This window comes from Metabacillus litoralis, from assembly GCF_007994985.1.
Lineage (GTDB): Bacteria > Bacillota > Bacilli > Bacillales > Bacillaceae > Metabacillus > Metabacillus litoralis.
This window is the reverse complement of sequence record NZ_VOQF01000003.1, coordinates 119,409-135,697: the sequence shown is the minus strand read 5'-3', so window position 1 is coordinate 135,697 and position 16,289 is coordinate 119,409. Positions and strand designations below refer to the sequence as shown.

The 16,289-nt window shown below is 32.3% G+C and carries 16 protein-coding genes; 9 read left to right on the top strand and 7 right to left on the bottom strand.

Annotation, left to right across the window (positions count from 1 at the left end; all coding sequences use genetic code 11):
• Positions 1 to 73 precede the first annotated feature (73 nt).
• Together FS935_RS05700 and FS935_RS05695 are read right to left on the bottom strand one after the other, a co-directional pair.
• On the bottom strand, positions 74 to 1,813 hold the full coding sequence (locus tag FS935_RS05700) for an ABC transporter ATP-binding protein (RefSeq protein WP_146946620.1): 1,740 nt from the start codon (positions 1,811 to 1,813) through the stop codon (positions 74 to 76).
• Positions 1,803 to 2,561, bottom strand: coding sequence for a MerR family transcriptional regulator (locus FS935_RS05695; RefSeq protein ID WP_146946619.1), 759 nt, complete (start codon positions 2,559 to 2,561; stop codon positions 1,803 to 1,805). Before FS935_RS05695 ends, FS935_RS05700 begins: the two co-directional genes overlap by 11 nt.
• A gap of 197 nt (positions 2,562 to 2,758) precedes the next feature.
• Here FS935_RS05695 and mutS point away from each other — a divergent pair, with 197 nt between their 5' ends.
• A complete protein-coding gene (mutS, locus tag FS935_RS05690) occupies positions 2,759 to 5,359 on the top strand; it encodes a DNA mismatch repair protein MutS (protein WP_146946618.1) in 2,601 nt (866 codons plus the stop codon).
• Between the two features lie 46 nt (positions 5,360 to 5,405).
• Complete coding sequence (gene mutL / locus FS935_RS05685; protein WP_146946617.1) at positions 5,406 to 7,346, top strand: DNA mismatch repair endonuclease MutL; 1,941 nt, start codon at positions 5,406 to 5,408, stop codon at positions 7,344 to 7,346.
• Positions 7,347 to 7,424: 78 nt separating this feature from the next.
• On the opposite strand, the gene FS935_RS24170 is transcribed toward mutL, so the two are convergent.
• Both FS935_RS24170 and FS935_RS24165 read right to left on the bottom strand, forming a co-directional pair.
• Positions 7,425 to 7,751 (bottom strand): tyrosine-type recombinase/integrase, encoded by a 327-nt coding sequence (locus FS935_RS24170; protein ID WP_146946616.1) that lies wholly within the window; start codon positions 7,749 to 7,751, stop codon positions 7,425 to 7,427.
• The gene (locus tag FS935_RS24165) at positions 7,748 to 8,245 is read right to left on the bottom strand and encodes a site-specific integrase (protein ID WP_146946615.1); all 498 of its coding nucleotides are present in this window, start codon (positions 8,243 to 8,245) and stop codon (positions 7,748 to 7,750) included. Before FS935_RS24165 ends, FS935_RS24170 begins: the two co-directional genes overlap by 4 nt.
• Before the next feature lie 100 nt (positions 8,246 to 8,345).
• Between FS935_RS24165 and FS935_RS05670 the strand changes: the two genes are divergently transcribed.
• Positions 8,346 to 8,936 (top strand): hypothetical protein, encoded by a 591-nt coding sequence (locus FS935_RS05670; RefSeq protein WP_146946614.1) that lies wholly within the window; start codon positions 8,346 to 8,348, stop codon positions 8,934 to 8,936.
• 511 nt (positions 8,937 to 9,447) lie between these two features.
• On the opposite strand, the gene FS935_RS05665 is transcribed toward FS935_RS05670, so the two are convergent.
• Entirely contained in the window at positions 9,448 to 10,218 is a 771-nt protein-coding gene (locus tag FS935_RS05665; protein WP_146946613.1) for a TerC family protein, read from the bottom strand.
• 200 nt (positions 10,219 to 10,418) lie between these two features.
• On the opposite strand from FS935_RS05665, the gene FS935_RS05660 reads away from it, so the two are divergent.
• The 5 genes from FS935_RS05660 to FS935_RS05640 all read left to right on the top strand — a co-directional run bounded on the left by FS935_RS05660 (position 10,419) and on the right by FS935_RS05640 (position 14,166).
• Positions 10,419 to 10,790 carry a Na-translocating system protein MpsC family protein gene (locus tag FS935_RS05660; protein WP_146946612.1) on the top strand — a complete coding sequence of 124 codons (372 nt, stop codon included), beginning with the start codon at positions 10,419 to 10,421 and terminating at the stop codon, positions 10,788 to 10,790.
• 220 nt (positions 10,791 to 11,010) lie between these two features.
• Positions 11,011 to 11,955 (top strand): tRNA (adenosine(37)-N6)-dimethylallyltransferase MiaA, encoded by a 945-nt coding sequence (gene miaA, locus FS935_RS05655; protein ID WP_275669575.1) that lies wholly within the window; start codon positions 11,011 to 11,013, stop codon positions 11,953 to 11,955.
• A 38-nt stretch (positions 11,956 to 11,993) separates the two neighbouring features.
• Positions 11,994 to 12,218: an RNA chaperone Hfq gene (gene hfq, locus FS935_RS05650; RefSeq protein ID WP_146946610.1), complete on the top strand. Its 225-nt coding sequence runs from the start codon at positions 11,994 to 11,996 to the stop codon at positions 12,216 to 12,218.
• A gap of 421 nt (positions 12,219 to 12,639) precedes the next feature.
• Entirely contained in the window at positions 12,640 to 13,602 is a 963-nt protein-coding gene (gene spoVK / locus FS935_RS05645) for a stage V sporulation protein K (protein WP_146946609.1), read from the top strand.
• Positions 13,603 to 13,833: 231 nt separating this feature from the next.
• Positions 13,834 to 14,166: a hypothetical protein gene (locus tag FS935_RS05640; RefSeq protein ID WP_146946608.1), complete on the top strand. Its 333-nt coding sequence runs from the start codon at positions 13,834 to 13,836 to the stop codon at positions 14,164 to 14,166.
• 285 nt (positions 14,167 to 14,451) lie between these two features.
• Here the strand turns inward: FS935_RS05640 and FS935_RS23735 are convergent, their stop codons facing one another.
• Positions 14,452 to 14,835 carry a hypothetical protein gene (locus FS935_RS23735; RefSeq protein WP_193559350.1) on the bottom strand — a complete coding sequence of 128 codons (384 nt, stop codon included), beginning with the start codon at positions 14,833 to 14,835 and terminating at the stop codon, positions 14,452 to 14,454.
• 405 nt (positions 14,836 to 15,240) lie between these two features.
• Here FS935_RS23735 and FS935_RS05630 point away from each other — a divergent pair, with 405 nt between their 5' ends.
• A complete protein-coding gene (locus FS935_RS05630) occupies positions 15,241 to 15,579 on the top strand; it encodes a hypothetical protein (RefSeq protein WP_146946607.1) in 339 nt (112 codons plus the stop codon).
• A 34-nt stretch (positions 15,580 to 15,613) separates the two neighbouring features.
• Here FS935_RS05630 and FS935_RS05625 read toward each other — a convergent pair whose 3' ends face one another.
• A complete protein-coding gene (locus FS935_RS05625) occupies positions 15,614 to 16,252 on the bottom strand; it encodes a trimeric intracellular cation channel family protein (protein ID WP_146946606.1) in 639 nt (212 codons plus the stop codon).
• Between the last annotated feature and the right edge of the window lie 37 nt (positions 16,253 to 16,289).

Here is a 16,289-nt window from a genome sequence, read left to right as displayed (position 1 = left end):
ATCAAACAAAACCTCTATTTCTAGAGGTTTTGTTTGAAAAATTAGAACTATTATTAAGTTATCGTTTTCCTTTTCAAGCTGTTTGTAATTGCTGTTCAGCTAATTCTTTATACAATGAATGACTTTCAAATAATTGCTTATGTGTACCAATACCTGTAATTTCACCGTTTTCCAGAACTACAATCTGATCTGCCTCAACAACAGTAGCAAGACGATGTGCAATAACTAATGTTGTTCTTCCGATCATTAAGTTTTCTAAAGCTTTTTGAACAAGTTTTTCAGAAGAACTATCAAGATTTGAGGTGGCTTCATCAAGTAAAAGTATTTTCGGGTTTCTAATCAATGCTCTTGCAATAGCAATCCTTTGTCGTTGGCCTCCTGATAATTTTATACCTCTTTCACCAACCTCAGTTTTTAACCCCTGAGGCAAACGTGAAATAAACTCCATCGCATTTGCTTGCGTAGCCGCTTGCTCCACCTCTTCAATTGAAACATCCCTCATTATCCCATACGTTATGTTCTCCATTATGCTTCCTGACATAATAGGACTTTCCTGTGAAACATAACCAATTTCACTTCTCCAAGATTCTAAATCGAAATCAACTATATTGTTATCACCTAGGAACACTTCGCCATGATCAATTTGATAGAAACGTTCTAAAAGCGAAAATAACGTTGTTTTACCACTTCCGCTGGGACCAACAAAAGCTGTTGTTTTCCCAGGAGGTATAGCTAGAGAGATATTTTTCAAAATAATATCTTTATTATAGGAAAAAGATACTTTATTAAATACAATTGGTTGTGATGGGTTTGATACAATTTGTTTATTTGAAGGATTTTCAACTTCAATTGATAAAATTTCTTTGATCCTCTCTGTTGCACCCATTGCTTTTTGAAAGGCTGTAAAAGCAGTAGCCATTGTGCTAAAAGGAATAATGATCTGAAACATATAGATAATGATTGCTACTAATGAGCCAGCTGAAAGTTCTCCAGATGAAACACGTACCCCTCCATAACCAATTAACATAATCAACATAAGCATCATGATAAATGTCATAAACGGTGAAATAATTGCTTGGATTTTTGCTTCTTTAAGACCGAATTCAAATAAATGAGATATCCCTTTTTTCCCTTTCTCTAACTCTATTTTTTCTGCATGATAAGCTTTAACCAATCGGATTTCAGATAATACTCTTCCTAGATTACCAGAAAAACTCGCCATTTCATCTTGCATTAACTTTGATATCGTGAATATTTTTCTGCCAAGTGGAATGAAAACTGCTAAAGAAATAGGGATAGCTAATAACATGAATACAGTCATTTTCCAGTCAATTATACAAAGAATAATAATCGTTGCAAAAATGGAGATTAATCCTGTAACAAAAGAAATCATATGCTGGGTGATCAATGTTTTTACTGTATTTGTATCCTGGGTGACTCTGCTCATTGTTTCACCAGATTCAAATGTATCAAAAAAAGGTATCGGAAGTTTGAGGATGTGAGCCCATAATCTTTCACGAATGGATGAGACCACCTTTTCACCTATATATGTCATTAAATAATAAGCGAACCCAGACGTAACAGCTTGCAAAACAAATGCTAAAGCCAATACGAGAATGATAGATAACTCTAATGAAGATGAAGCTAACTGATCGACTAAATCTTTAGTGAGAAGCGGTACGATAAGACCTGAACCTGTTTCAACGATGCTTAATAAAACTGCGATGATTAAGATACCTTTTGGTGGCTTTGAATTCTTTAACATATTCCAAAATGCTTTTACTGTTTCTCCTTTGATTTGTTTATCGTCCATTTAAGTTCACTCCTATTTTTGTTAAATAAATGTCGAAGGCTTTAGCTAACCACTCTTCTTCCTCCTTTGTAAATGGTGAAGGAAATAACCAAGGATCATCATCTATATTTTCCGGGATATCTTCTAATAATGTGGTGATATTCATACCTGAAACCTCTTCTGTAAGCTGTATATATTCATATATTAGTTGTTGTACTTCATAGCATCCGGGATCTTTACCATATAAACCTTTAAGTGTAGAAGAAAACTCTAAAAAAGATTTTTCAATCTGTTTCTGTTTTTCATCACTATGAAGATACATTTTTTGTACTTTTTCTTCGTCAAAAATTGTTTTGAGCCATTCTTTCTGTTCATCTTCATTTTGAATCATGTGAATGAGAAAAATAAAGATGGAGGAATCAACTTTTTTATTGTCATCAACAAGGTGTATTGCATGATCTAGTGTCTTAATCATTTGTTTAATTTGTGATTGCTTTTCAATCATTTTTTGCTTTTGGTATTGCAAAGACTCTTTTAAATCCCAATTACTTGAGTTTATTAACTCTTTTATTTCATCTAAAGAGAAGCCTAAAAATTTTAGCGAAATGATCTTTTGTAAAGTAATAATATCGTCATCAGTGTAATATCTTCTACCTTTTTCAGAAACTAGAGAGGGATGTAAGATTCCAATTTCATCATAATAATGCAAAGTACGAACAGTGGTCATAGTCTTTTTTGCGAATTCTCCAATCGGATATGTAGTATTCATGGCTCTCTCCTTTTAATAGATATCTTTTTATCTATAATCTTATTGTAAAATCTAACGTTACGTTAGTTGCAACGTTTTTTTTTACTTTTTTCTATATTCCTCTGTTTCCCTTATGCATAAACACCAAGAATTTGTCGATCTATGGTATAATAAAATGTAATTTTTATAGAACGTTTAGGTGATATTGGGGGATAAAAATGGCAACATATACGCCGATGATACAACAATATTTAAAGATTAAGGCAAATTATCAAGATGCCTTTTTATTTTTTCGATTAGGTGATTTTTATGAAATGTTTTTTGATGATGCAATCAATGCATCTCAGGAACTTGAAATTACATTAACAAGTCGTGATGGTGGTGGAGAGGATCGAATTCCAATGTGTGGGGTTCCACATCATTCTGCACCTAACTATATTGAACAGCTTATTACAAAAGGCTATAAAGTCGCAATTTGTGAGCAAACAGAAGATCCAAAGCAAGCAAAAGGTGTTGTTAGACGAGAGGTTGTACAGCTAATTACACCTGGTACGGTTATGGACGGGAAAGCGATACAAGATAAAGAAAATAACTATATTGCTTCTGTAACAGTTTTTGACTCTCAATTTGGTCTTGCTTTAAGTGATTTAACGACAGGAGAAAATCTTGTTGCAATTTGTGCAAGCTTTGATGAGCTTTTAAATGAAATTTATTCTGTTGGGGCCAAGGAAGTTGTTATTTCAAATGAATTTCCTGAATCATTGAAAAAACAATTAGTTGACCGATGTCAGGCGACATTGTCATATCAACTTGATACCAATACTACAACTAAATTTGAAGTCATTTTAAATCAAGTTACTGACGAGCGTCTTGTTAAAACGTTCGATCGATTACTAACATATCTTGAACGTACTCAAAAAAGAAGTCTTGATCATCTTCAGCAAGTTAAGGTGTATTATTTACAAGATGCAATGAAAATAGATTTATATTCAAAACGGAACTTAGAGCTAACAGAAACGATTCGTTCTAAAGGGAAAAAAGGATCACTTCTATGGCTATTAGATGAAACAAAGACTGCTATGGGTGCTCGTCTTCTAAAGCAATGGGTGGACAAGCCCCTTGTTGATCGCTCAAAAATAGAAGAACGCTTATTGATGGTTGAAACATTAATAGCGAATTATTTTGAAAGAGAGGATTTAAGGCAGCTTTTAAAAGAAGTTTATGATTTAGAACGTTTAGCCGGGCGAGTTGCTTTTGGAAATGTAAATGCTAGAGACTTGATTCAATTAAAAAAATCGTTACAGCAAGTTCCAGAGATTGAAAAATTATGTCTAACATTGCAAAAAGAAGGATACTTTTCACAACAACTTGATGCTTGTGTTGATTTAGCGATGTTATTAGAGGAAGCCATTGTTGAAACTCCTCCTTTATCCATAAAAGAAGGAAGCATTATTAAGGACGGTTATCATAGTCAATTAGATCAATACCGAGATGCAAGTCGCAATGGGAAAACGTGGATTGCACAGCTTGAGCAACAGGAAAGGCAGAAAACTGGTATAAAATCATTAAAAATAGGCTATAACAAAATATTTGGTTACTTTATTGAAGTATCAAGAGCAAATCTTCATTTATTAGAGGAAGGAGTTTATGAGCGGAAGCAAACTCTATCAAATGCAGAACGCTATATAACACCTGATCTAAAAGAAAAAGAGTCCTTAATATTAGAAGCCGAGGAAAAAATCGTTGAATTAGAATATCAGTTATTTGTCGATATAAGAGAAAAGGTAAAAAACTATATTCCTAGGTTACAAGGTTTAGCGAAGCATTTAAGTAAGTTAGATGCTTTACAATGCTTTGCAACTGTTAGTGAAAATCGTCACTATTGTAAGCCGAACTTTTCAAGCAATGGTGAGTTATCAATTAAAGATGGACGTCATCCCGTAGTGGAAAAGGTGATGGATTCTCAGGAATATGTACCAAACGATTGTTCGTTTAATCATGATCGTGGCATGTTGCTTATTACTGGTCCAAATATGTCTGGTAAAAGTACGTATATGAGACAAGTTGCTTTAACTTCTATTATGGCTCAAATTGGTTGTTATGTACCAGCTACAAAAGCGGTTCTACCTATATTTGACCAAATTTTCACAAGAATAGGTGCAGCTGATGATCTGATTTCAGGACAAAGTACATTTATGGTAGAGATGTTAGAAGCTAAAAATGCGATTGCTCACGCAACATCACAGAGCTTAATTTTGTTTGATGAAATTGGAAGAGGTACTTCTACTTATGATGGGATGGCTTTAGCACAAGCAATAATAGAACACATACATGAGTTCATTGGAGCAAAAACATTATTCTCAACGCATTATCATGAATTAACGGTTCTTGAAGAACAATTACACTCCTTAAACAATATCCATGTGAAAGCTATTGAAGAGAACGGCCGTGTAGTATTTTTACACAAAATTGAAGAAGGTGCAGCAGATAAGAGTTACGGTATCCATGTTGCAGAACTTGCTGATCTTCCAAGTTCACTAATAAAAAGAGCGAAAGAAATTCTAACTGAGTTAGAAAAAGAAAAAACAGAAGCAATACCAGTGAAAACAAAAGATATTGTGAAGGAAGAGACTTTTTCAGATTCAGATTCTCAGCTCTCATTATTTCCAGTTGAAAAACAAGCTTCAAATAAAGGACAGCAAATACCTAAAAAAGAGCAAGCGGCAATCGAACTCTTAAAATCATTAAATCTTTTAGAAATGACACCATTAGATGCTATGAACGAACTTTATCAGCTCCAGAAAAAAGTAAAGTCTTAAAGATTAGGATTCAGACTTCTCTATACTAGAAAGGGTGGTGATACTTTTGGGAAAGATAATACGCCTTGATGATTCACTATCTAATAAAATTGCGGCAGGTGAAGTTGTTGAACGACCAGCTTCTGTTGTAAAAGAATTGTTAGAAAATGCAATTGATGCTAATAGCACAGTTATTGAAATTGATATTGAAGAAGCAGGCTTAAGTAAAATGCGAATTGTTGATAATGGTGACGGTATTGAACAGGATGATTGTATAAATGCGTTTCATCGTCATGCAACAAGTAAAATTAAAGATGAAAATGATTTATTTCGAATTCGTACTCTTGGCTTTAGGGGGGAAGCTTTACCAAGTATTGCTTCTGTTTCACTACTTGATATGAAAACTAGTACTGGCGAGGGTGCAGGAACAAACATCATTTTATCTGGTGGTAAAATTGAAAAGCATGTATCAACAACTAGTAGAAAAGGTACTGATATTACAGTTAGAAACTTATTTTTCAATACACCAGCACGCTTGAAATATATGAAAACGATTCATACAGAGTTAGGGAATATAACCGATATTGTTAATCGAATTGCTTTAGCGCATCCAGAGGTTTCCATTCGTCTTGTTCATAACGGGAAAAAGCTATTACACACAAATGGAAGTGGAGATGTTCGCCAAGTTTTAGCTGCAATTTATGGTCTCACTATTGCGAAAAAAATGAAAAAGCTCTCTCTTGAATCATTAGATTTCCATGTGAATGGCTATATAGCACTACCGGAGATCACTAGAGCATCAAGAAACTATATATCAACGATAATTAACGGACGTTTTATTAAAAACTATTCTCTTGTCAAAGCTATCCAGCAAGGCTATCACACATTACTTCCAATTGGCCGGTTTCCAATTGTTTTCTTAGAAATAAAGATGGACCCAATACTGGTTGATGTGAACGTACACCCTTCAAAGCTAGAGGTAAGATTAAGCAAAGAAGCTGAATTAAATGAGTTAATAGCAAGTGGGATAAAAGATGTTTTTAAACAGCAGCAGCTAATTCCATCTGTTGAAACACCAAAAATCAAAAAAGCAAAATCAATTGATGAACAGCAACAATTTACATTTAATCATCGCACTGAAATAGATCGTCATCATAACCAAATGGCTAATCATGGTACTACCACACCTGTAATAAAAGAAAGTTCATTTTTAGATGATGTGAAGCCATCAATTACGAATTCAATCAAAATAGAAACATATGAACAAGATACAAAAAACAGATCTTTTGATGAACAACAGAATGTTATAGAAAATGGAAATGATGCACCGATCGAAAGCCCATTTAGTCAGAATGAAGATACTATTTCTCAAAATGAATTCTCAGAAGATATAGAGGAAACAATTTACAATGATGAAAAAACAGACCGTATTCCACCTTTATATCCGATAGGTCAGATGCATGGGACATATATTTTAGCTCAAAATGATCAAGGTCTTTTTATCATTGATCAACATGCAGCACAAGAGAGGATAAAATATGAATTTTATCGAGAAAAGGTTGGAGAAATTCAGTCAGAGGTACAGGAGCTTCTAGTTCCTATTACATTTGAATACTCCAATGATGAAGTGATGATTATTGAGGAGCATCTTGATACACTTGCTCAGGTTGGAATTTTTCTCGAATCCTTTGGTCGCAATAGTTATATTGTAAGATCACATCCACAATGGTTTCCAAAGGGAGATGAAATAACAACAATAGAAGAAATCATCCAGCAGGTATTAGATGATAAAAAAATTAATTTGAAAAAGCTAAGAGAAGAAGCAGCTATTATGATGAGCTGTAAAGCTTCAATTAAAGCGAATCATCATTTGCGAAATGATGAGATATTTGCTTTATTAGAAACATTAAGACATTCCTCTGATCCGTTTACATGTCCACATGGTCGACCTATCATTGTTCATTATTCGACGTATGAGATGGAGAAGATGTTTAAACGAGTGATGTGATTTTTAACAAGGTAAAACCGTTGATATATATGGGTTTTACCTTTATTTTTTGATGTAATGACCACGAAATGACCACATTCATTGCTCAGAGCTAGTTTTTCTTAATGCTTTTGCAAAATTCTCGGCTGATTCAGTTTGTAAATTTGAAGTGACATGACTATATTTATCTAATGTAATAGAAACATTCGCATGACCTAATCGTTTGGATACAACTTTTGGGCTTTCACCTATCTCTAACATGATAGTTGCATGTGTATGTCTCAGATTGTGGAACCTAATCCTTTTGAGATCAGCTAATTTAGTATCATATAGAAATTGCTTATGAATTGTATTTGGATTTAATGGTTCGCCACTAAATGCGGAAACAACAAAATGCTCGTCAGTTAATTTCGTTCCTACTTTCAATAGTTGTTCCTTTTTTTTACTCTATAAGACTTTAATTCTTCGATAACCTCATCCGTAATGGAGATATTTCTTTTTCCACTAGTCGTCTTTGGTTGATGTAATACTAATCCTTCACCAGAAATGTAATATAGTGAATGTTCTACATAGATTCTACTTCTTTCAAAATCAATATCTTTCCATCTTAGACCTAGAATTTCACCACGCCGCATACCTGTATAAATTGCTAAACAATACATCAAAAAAATATGATCTTTTTGTTCTCGCATTCTATTTAGAAATAAGTTACATTCATCAATAGACCAGGTTTCAACTTTTTTCTTAATACGCTTAGGAGCTTTCACATTATTCATAAAGTTATTTTTGAGGTACTTCCAATCGATAGCTGTTTGAGCTGCAGTTTTAAGAATCGAGTGTATATAATGGACGTATTCTTCAGATAGTCCTTCATCTAGTAATTCCTTGTAGTACTTAGATTCTATCAGGATCCAAAGCAATATTACATACACTTAAATAAAAACTATATTTTTAGAAAATATAATATTATAATAATCCCTAGTATTTTGAAAAATTACTTAGACAGAGGTGCCTTTAGTAGTGTTAAAAAGAATTTCTCTATTATTCATTATTACTTTTCTTTTATCTCTAAATTTTAATAAAGTTTCAGCAGAGGATAATTTCATCTTAAGGAAGATTTTAACTGACATTAGTTGGACTAAAAGTGAAGAGGGCACAAGAATTAACCTAGATTATATTGAAATAAAAAAAGTAGGGGATCAAGAAACAACTTCTGGTTCAAACACTTATTTTATACATGCAACTGACCTCAAATATGAAAAACTAAATGCAAAAAAGGTAGATAAATACCTAGAAGAAAGTGGAAGTTCAAGTTTTGTATATAATGAGGATATTGTTTACGGAAATTATTTAGACATTTATGCTGACGTTCATAATGAAAGCATTACAAGAGAAGAACTTGAAACTTTAACAAATGAAGCAAAAAAAGAAGTTAATAATTATTATGAACAAAAGGAAGAAATACTTTCCGGTGATGTAACTCTTAAACAAGAACAACAGGAAATAACCGAAGATGGCCAGAATCCAATTTATTTATGGATTCTCTCAATTATTTTTGCGCTTTTTGGAATAAGCATCTTAATGAAGATATTAAACCGTAAAAGTAAATGAAAAATATAATTACATAAGAGAGGCTAGGATAAAAGTATTTCAGCCGGAAAAAATCCGAACTATCATTCTAATTCTAATTTGAAATTATTTGATAGCACGGTCTTTTTATTTTTTGTTATATATTATTCTGCTTTAAACAAGCAAATTAGTTATGTTCCAACCTCTTTTATAGTTCTTTTATCATCACAGAACATCTTGTATAGATAATAGGATAAGAAAAAGGATATTATTTCTAGGTTACAAGTTGAAGCTGATTTTTTGGACCTTTTTAAAAATGAACACATTATAAAAAGTGACCACCAAAATGACCACAGTTTGTCCAATTGATATAATAATTTTACGAAAAAAATTTTTAGGATTTCTTATTTATAGATAAGAAAATACTTACTATGAAACAGAACGATCGTTCGTGAAAATAGATAATTAAACGTGTGATGTAATATAAAGAATGGTAAAACAATGGAGATAACTGTTTTACCATTCATATTTCTTTGTCTTTTAGAGATCATTCTTATTCAATACCTTCTTCTTTGCTTTTATCTTTAGAAAGAAACCAACCCAAAATCCCTATTAGAAATAAAACAGTCCAAAATGAAATTTTCCAAGTTAATGATTTTGGGAATTCTTTCGGAAGATATCCTAAATCGGGATGTGATAGGGTATAAATGGCTAATTTAACACCAACCCAACCCACAATTAAGAATGCAGCAGTTTCAAGACCAGGCTTTCTATGAAGTATTCCTACAAATACTCCTGCTGCAAACCTCATGATAATTAAACCGATTAATCCACCTAGGAAGATTACTAAGAATTGCCCACCATCTAATCCACCTATTTGTGGTAACGGTGTTTCTGGAAGTGCAATGGCAAATGCTACAGCAGCTAAAATTGCATCAACGGCAAATGCTATGTCTGCTAACTCTACCTTTAAAACTGTGACCCAAAAACTTGATCCTTGTTTTTCTTTACCTAATTCTTTATTTTCTCCTTTACGGAGAACAAACTTTTTGAATAAGTGATTAAGGGAAATGAATAGTAAATAAATGGATCCAATCGCTTGTACCTGCCAAACGTCTACAAGAAATGAAATAATAAATAGTGACCCAAATCGGAAAACGAACGCCCCAGCAAGACCGTAGAATAAAGCCTTTTTACGTTGATCCTCTGGTAAATGCTTGACCATTATAGCAATGACCAAAGCATTATCTGCAGCCAAAATTCCTTCTAGACCAATAAGTACAATTAATACCCATAGATATTCTAACAATAACCCAACATCCATCTTCAGTCATCTCCTGTTCTAGAGATTTTCATAAAACTATTTTGTACTATCTAGATTTGTGTATGATAGGTGATTATTGGTAATACAATACTGATAAATAGTAAGAAGATTGGTTGTAAAGGATAATGGATACCTTTTAAGCGATTGAAGTAAAATATTACGAATACATATATGATTGCTTTTAGTAGAAGGAGGATAATATGACAACAACATCTAAAGGCACAATAGAAGCTGAAATTAGTAAAGAAATTACACAATGGGAAAAGGATTTCCTTGGGAGGGGATCAATTACAGTTAAATCAGATATTTTACGAGATATGATTATCATAAATCTTAAAGGAATTTTAACACCAGCTGAATATGTAGTTTCTGAAACGAAAGATGGTTTGTTATCAATTAAGCGAACAAGAACTGCATGTGTTGAATCTGGTGTCGAGAATTTAAAGGGTATTATATTAAACATAACTGGCGAAAAAGTGAAAAGCTTTCATACAGATATAAGTACAAGTACTGGTGAGAGAATTATGGTGTTTAAATTAACAAATAATTATGAGAAAACATTTAGTTCTTGACCATTTCCAGGCAAAAAAATAGTCAAAAGGCATGAATAGAAATTAAACCATAATAATATTATGTTAACTATTAGAACAAATAACATAATACTTAATTATGGGTTAGTAAATATTCTTTCAAATGTTTACATTTATATTAAAAAGGTTACAATAATCTGGTGTTCACATCAAACACATGATAAGATGATGAACGTAGAATCTATTCTATGTGAAAGAGTGATTGTTATTGGATAGAGAGAAACTCGTCGTCATCATCGGACCAACAGCAGTTGGTAAAACAAAACTTAGCATTGATCTAGCACATCGTATGAACGGTGAAATTATAAGTGGTGATTCAATGCAAATTTATAAGGGTATGAATGTTGGTACAGCGAAAATTAGAAAGGATGAAATGGAAAATATTCCTCATCATCTTATCGACATAAAAAACCCTAATGAAGATTTTTCTGTTGCAGAATTTCAAGAAACTGTTAGACCATTGATTAATAACATTACTTCACGTAATAAAATGCCAATGATAGTTGGTGGTACAGGCTTATACATTCAATCAGTTTTATATGATTATCAATTCACTGAATCACCATCAAATCCAGTCTTCCGTGAGAAAATGTATAAATTGCTTGAAGAAAAAGGGGAAAAAGTATTACATGAACAGCTAGTGTTAATTGATCCAGTGTCAGCAAAAAATATACACCCTAATAATTCAAGAAGAGTTATACGAGCACTAGAAGTATATGAGTGCACAAAAAAACCAATGTCTGAATACATAAACGATCAAGAAAAACACCTTCTTTATGATGTTGCTCTCATTGGATTGTCGATGGATCGTGATGTATTATATGACCGAATTAATCATCGAGTGGATATTATGGTAGAGCAAGGTGTACTAACAGAAGCTAAGGAATTATTTGACAAAGGTCTCAGAGATAGTCAGGCAGCTAAAGCCATTGGGTACAAAGAATTTTTTGATTATTTAGATGGTAGCTGTACACTTGATGAGGTAATTCTCCAACTTAAACAAAATTCTAGAAGGTATGCCAAGCGACAACTTACCTGGTTCCGCAATAAAATGGAAGTAAAATGGTTTGATATGACACCACCTATTCACCATGAACAAAAGGTAGATGAAATTTTTTCATACATAGCAGGAAAGCTAGAACTTTAATCGAATTTAATGGTATAGAGAAAAGAGGAGGACGAAACATGAAACAATCAATTAATATTCAAGATCAATTTCTTAACCAACTTCGTAAGGATGGTACGTTTGTAACTGTGTTTTTATTAAATGGCTTTCAATTAAGAGGATTAGTAAAAGGCTTTGATAACTTTACTGTTTTGTTAGAATCAGAAGGAAAGCAACAATTAATTTATAAGCATGCGATATCGACATTTTCGCCACAAAAAAATATTCAACTAGAACTTGAGTAGAATATATACATAAAAAAGAACCGATAAGTAGCTCTTATCGGTTCTTTTTTTATTCAGTCCTTATTTCACCTTTAAGTTAGGTTAGTCTAAAGAATTTTTTTCAAAAGATCCGTTTAAAAGATTTGTCAGTTATAGCTTGACGATCTTTAAGTTCAGAGAGTATGGAACAATGAGGAATACACCCTAAAAATCTAAGCAAAAAAATCAATCTTTATTAAAAAAATCATAGCATAGGTTGTAAAAGATTTTTATATGAATATAAATAAAGGAATGAATATTTCTTGGGAAACCGCAAAAACCAACAGATTTCTTCTGAATCCGCAAACGTTCATCCAATAGATATAACATATTCATTTAGGTCAATGTCACAATAAAAATTGAGCCCACGTATAATAAGTAACAGATTGTGAGGTGAACTTTCATGGAATATGATCGAGCAGTCACGTATAAGACAAATGGACAGATTAACATAATATTAAATAATCAATCAAAAGAAAATGCTGAAACCAGTTCATCTTCTTATGATCTTAAAATTCCAAAAGCTGAAGTGAAGCATGCGATACTTAGAGAGATTGAAGAAGAGATGAGCTCTCTAGTTGGTATGAATGAGATGAAGAAAATGATAAAAGAGATATATGCTTGGATTTTTATTAATAAAAAACGTGAGGAACAGGGGTTAAAGGCAGGAAAGCAAGCACTTCATATGATGTATAAAGGAAATCCAGGGACAGGAAAAACAACTGTTGCTAGATTAGTAGGTAAATTATTTTTTCAAATGAATGTGTTATCAAAAGGTCACCTTATTGAGGCAGAGCGGGCAGACCTGGTGGGAGAGTATATAGGTCATACAGCACAAAAAACACGTGATTTAATAAAGAAGGCTCTTGGAGGTATCTTGTTTATTGATGAGGCGTATTCACTTGCAAGAGGTGGAGAAAAGGATTTTGGTAAGGAAGCCATTGATACGTTAGTAAAGCATATGGAAGATAAACAACATGATTTTGTTCTAATACTTGCTGGCTATCCTAAAGAAATGGATAATTTCTTATCATTAAATCCAGGTTTATTATCAAGATTTCCTCTTGTTGTTGATTTTCCAGATTATTCTGTAGATGATTTAATGGAAATTTCAAACAGAATGATTACTGAGCGTGAGTATCGCTTTAATCAAGATGCGATGATAAAATTTAAAGAGCATCTTATGGATGTTAAAACAATGACACATCCCGCAAAATTTAGTAATGGACGTTATGTAAGAAATATCATAGAAAAATCAATAAGAGCACAAGCAATGAGGTTATTGTTAACAGATTCCTATCATCGTGAAGATTTGTTAACGATTAAAAGTCAAGATTTAGTATTATCAAATGAAAAACCTACTTAACATTTTTAGATTATTTAAATGATACTGAAAGGCTGACTCTACGGAGTTAGCTTTTTAATGTTTAAGCATTGTTTTTTATATCGGGAAATCGAATGCCTGTAATAGAAATTAACATCAAATCTTAATATGGCAAATTATATAAATATAAAATTTTTAAAACTTGGTTTAAGCCGTTCTTTTTTTCCTGCTATTAGCATACATCATATAGATTTTAAATTTTTGGAGGGGAAAATGAAAATTAAGCTGATTATTCTGCTCATGTTATCTAGCTTTTTGATAGCTTTAGCAATTTACTTTGTAAAACCAATTGATAATGAAAAACATGAAGTAGATAATGTAGAGGAATTAGAGAAATACAAAACATTCACTTATTTAATTACAGAAATCAAGGGAACTGAGTATTACGGACAATCGATTGATGGGAAAACAAAAATTTACTTTGATAGTGAAAAAATGAAACATCCTATTCAAGATCATATAAAAATAAATGATAAAATCATTGCATATGTAGAGCAAGAAAATCATGTAGGTGGTCTTGTAAAGGTTGAAAAGCTTAAAAGATAAGAAGGTTAATAGATATGTATATGTGTCAATTTAAGGCATGTTCTGAACGACAGCATATAAAGACCCGAACTATTAGGTGAAGAATTAATTGATTCATCCCCAATAATTCAGGTTTTCATTAGCTCAAATACTTATGTGCCTGCCTTTTTTATTATATATGCAAGTGCTCTTTACTTAAGGCTTGTTGCTGTGAACAGAATTCAAACCATATAAATGGCACTGTTCTATATAAGAAGGATGCCAGATGAATTTAATGTATGGATTTTGTTAAAAATTTAGTTCGATCTATTTTTCATAGGGCGCATATTTTCTATCTGGCATAAGTTCTTCATCGAAAGGAATTTCTTGACTATCCGTCGATTCAGATTGATGCATTTGATTATTATTGTTTTCAACTACTGAACCCGAATTTTCAATAACATTAGCTGATTGATTTACTTTGTTAGTGCTATTAGTTAAAGAAACATTCTCTGTAGATTTGGTTTTAGCATCAAAGAATCCTTTACCACTTTCAGGATTTGAAATGATCCCTAGTGTCACGAGAATCCCTAGTATTGATGTAACATATGTTTCCCATTGAGTTAGGTCAATTTGTAATCCAAGATCTTTCAATATCATATACATAACAGATGCAATAGACACCCATAGTCCGTAATTTTTCCACTTCAAGGTAATGAACACACCTTTCACCGTTAAGATAATATAACTTATTCCGTTAATTTATTTCGGTGAGAAGAAAAAATTTTAAGTATGCTTAGCTTAACAAGGTAATGAAAATAAGGAAAACTTCCAACAGTAATGAGTGTATAAATAAAGAATTTAATTTATATTAAGACATGGTTAAAACAGACATTTTTTATTGTTAATTGTATGTTATATAACCTTACTCTTATTAAAATTAAATATAATGGTGAGTTGAATGAAAAGGGTAATTGTATAAATATGTGACTAATGCTCAATTGTGATGGAAAACCAACATTCCAATCGAAAATAACTATAGAAAATAATGTTGGAAACGCTTTCATAATATCCCTTACAATGTTAAGATATGAACTATAAGAGGGAGTGATCAGAATGAGTGATAACAAACTATTTTTGGAAGAGTTAAAATACCTTGTTGAAAATGAATTGTCACTTAATGAATATGTGATTGATCAATTAGAAGAAAGATTTAATAAGAATCCATTTTTAATTATACAGATTCATCAAATTTTAGTTAATTATAGAACATTATTACCATTCTTAAATGACATAGAGTCTGTGATATATGATTATATTGTAAATACTGAAATGTTAAATGATAAAACATACTATGGTGCTACATTATTTGTTGCTGATTTATTCGATACTACTCAGACGTATATCAAATGTAAAGTAAGTCAAACAGATAAAATGCTGAAAAAAATTAGTTAAAGTATAAAAACCTGGAAATTATCTTCCAGGTTTTTTATTGAGAAAGGTCTTTATCTCCTGACGATGACGTGGCATTATGTAAGCTTCTATTTGGAAGTTTCCATTTATAAGTGTATGAAAATACTCGAAGGAGAACAATTGTAACAAATAACGTATATAAACCAACTGGATCAGATACAATGTTAAATCCAATTAATAGACCAGCAAGTATTGCCCAAAATGCATAAATTTCAGCACGAAGTACAAGTGGCTTTCGACCTGCTAAAAGATCACGGACTATTCCACCACCACTACCTGTCAAAACAGCTGCTACAACAACAGCACTAATCGGATGATCCATTTCAACAGCATAAAGTGCTCCTTGAATGGCAAATGCAGAAAGTCCAATTGCATCAGTTAAATTTCCCCATTTATGCCAATGCTTAAGAAGTTTATTCGGAAACAGAAATACAATGGTCATTGAAAATAAAGCTACTTGAAAGAGAAGTCCTTGCTCCCATAGTGCTGAAACTGGGACGCCTATTAATAAATTTCGTATGGCTCCTCCACCGAATGCAGTAACAATACCTAAAATATAAATACCTAATATGTCATATTCTTCTTCCATAGCAACGATAGCACCACTAATGGCAAAAGCGATTGTACCAATAATACTTAAAACTTCCCACGTCATTTATATCCCCCATGTTCTTCTTAAGGTGTAACTCGAA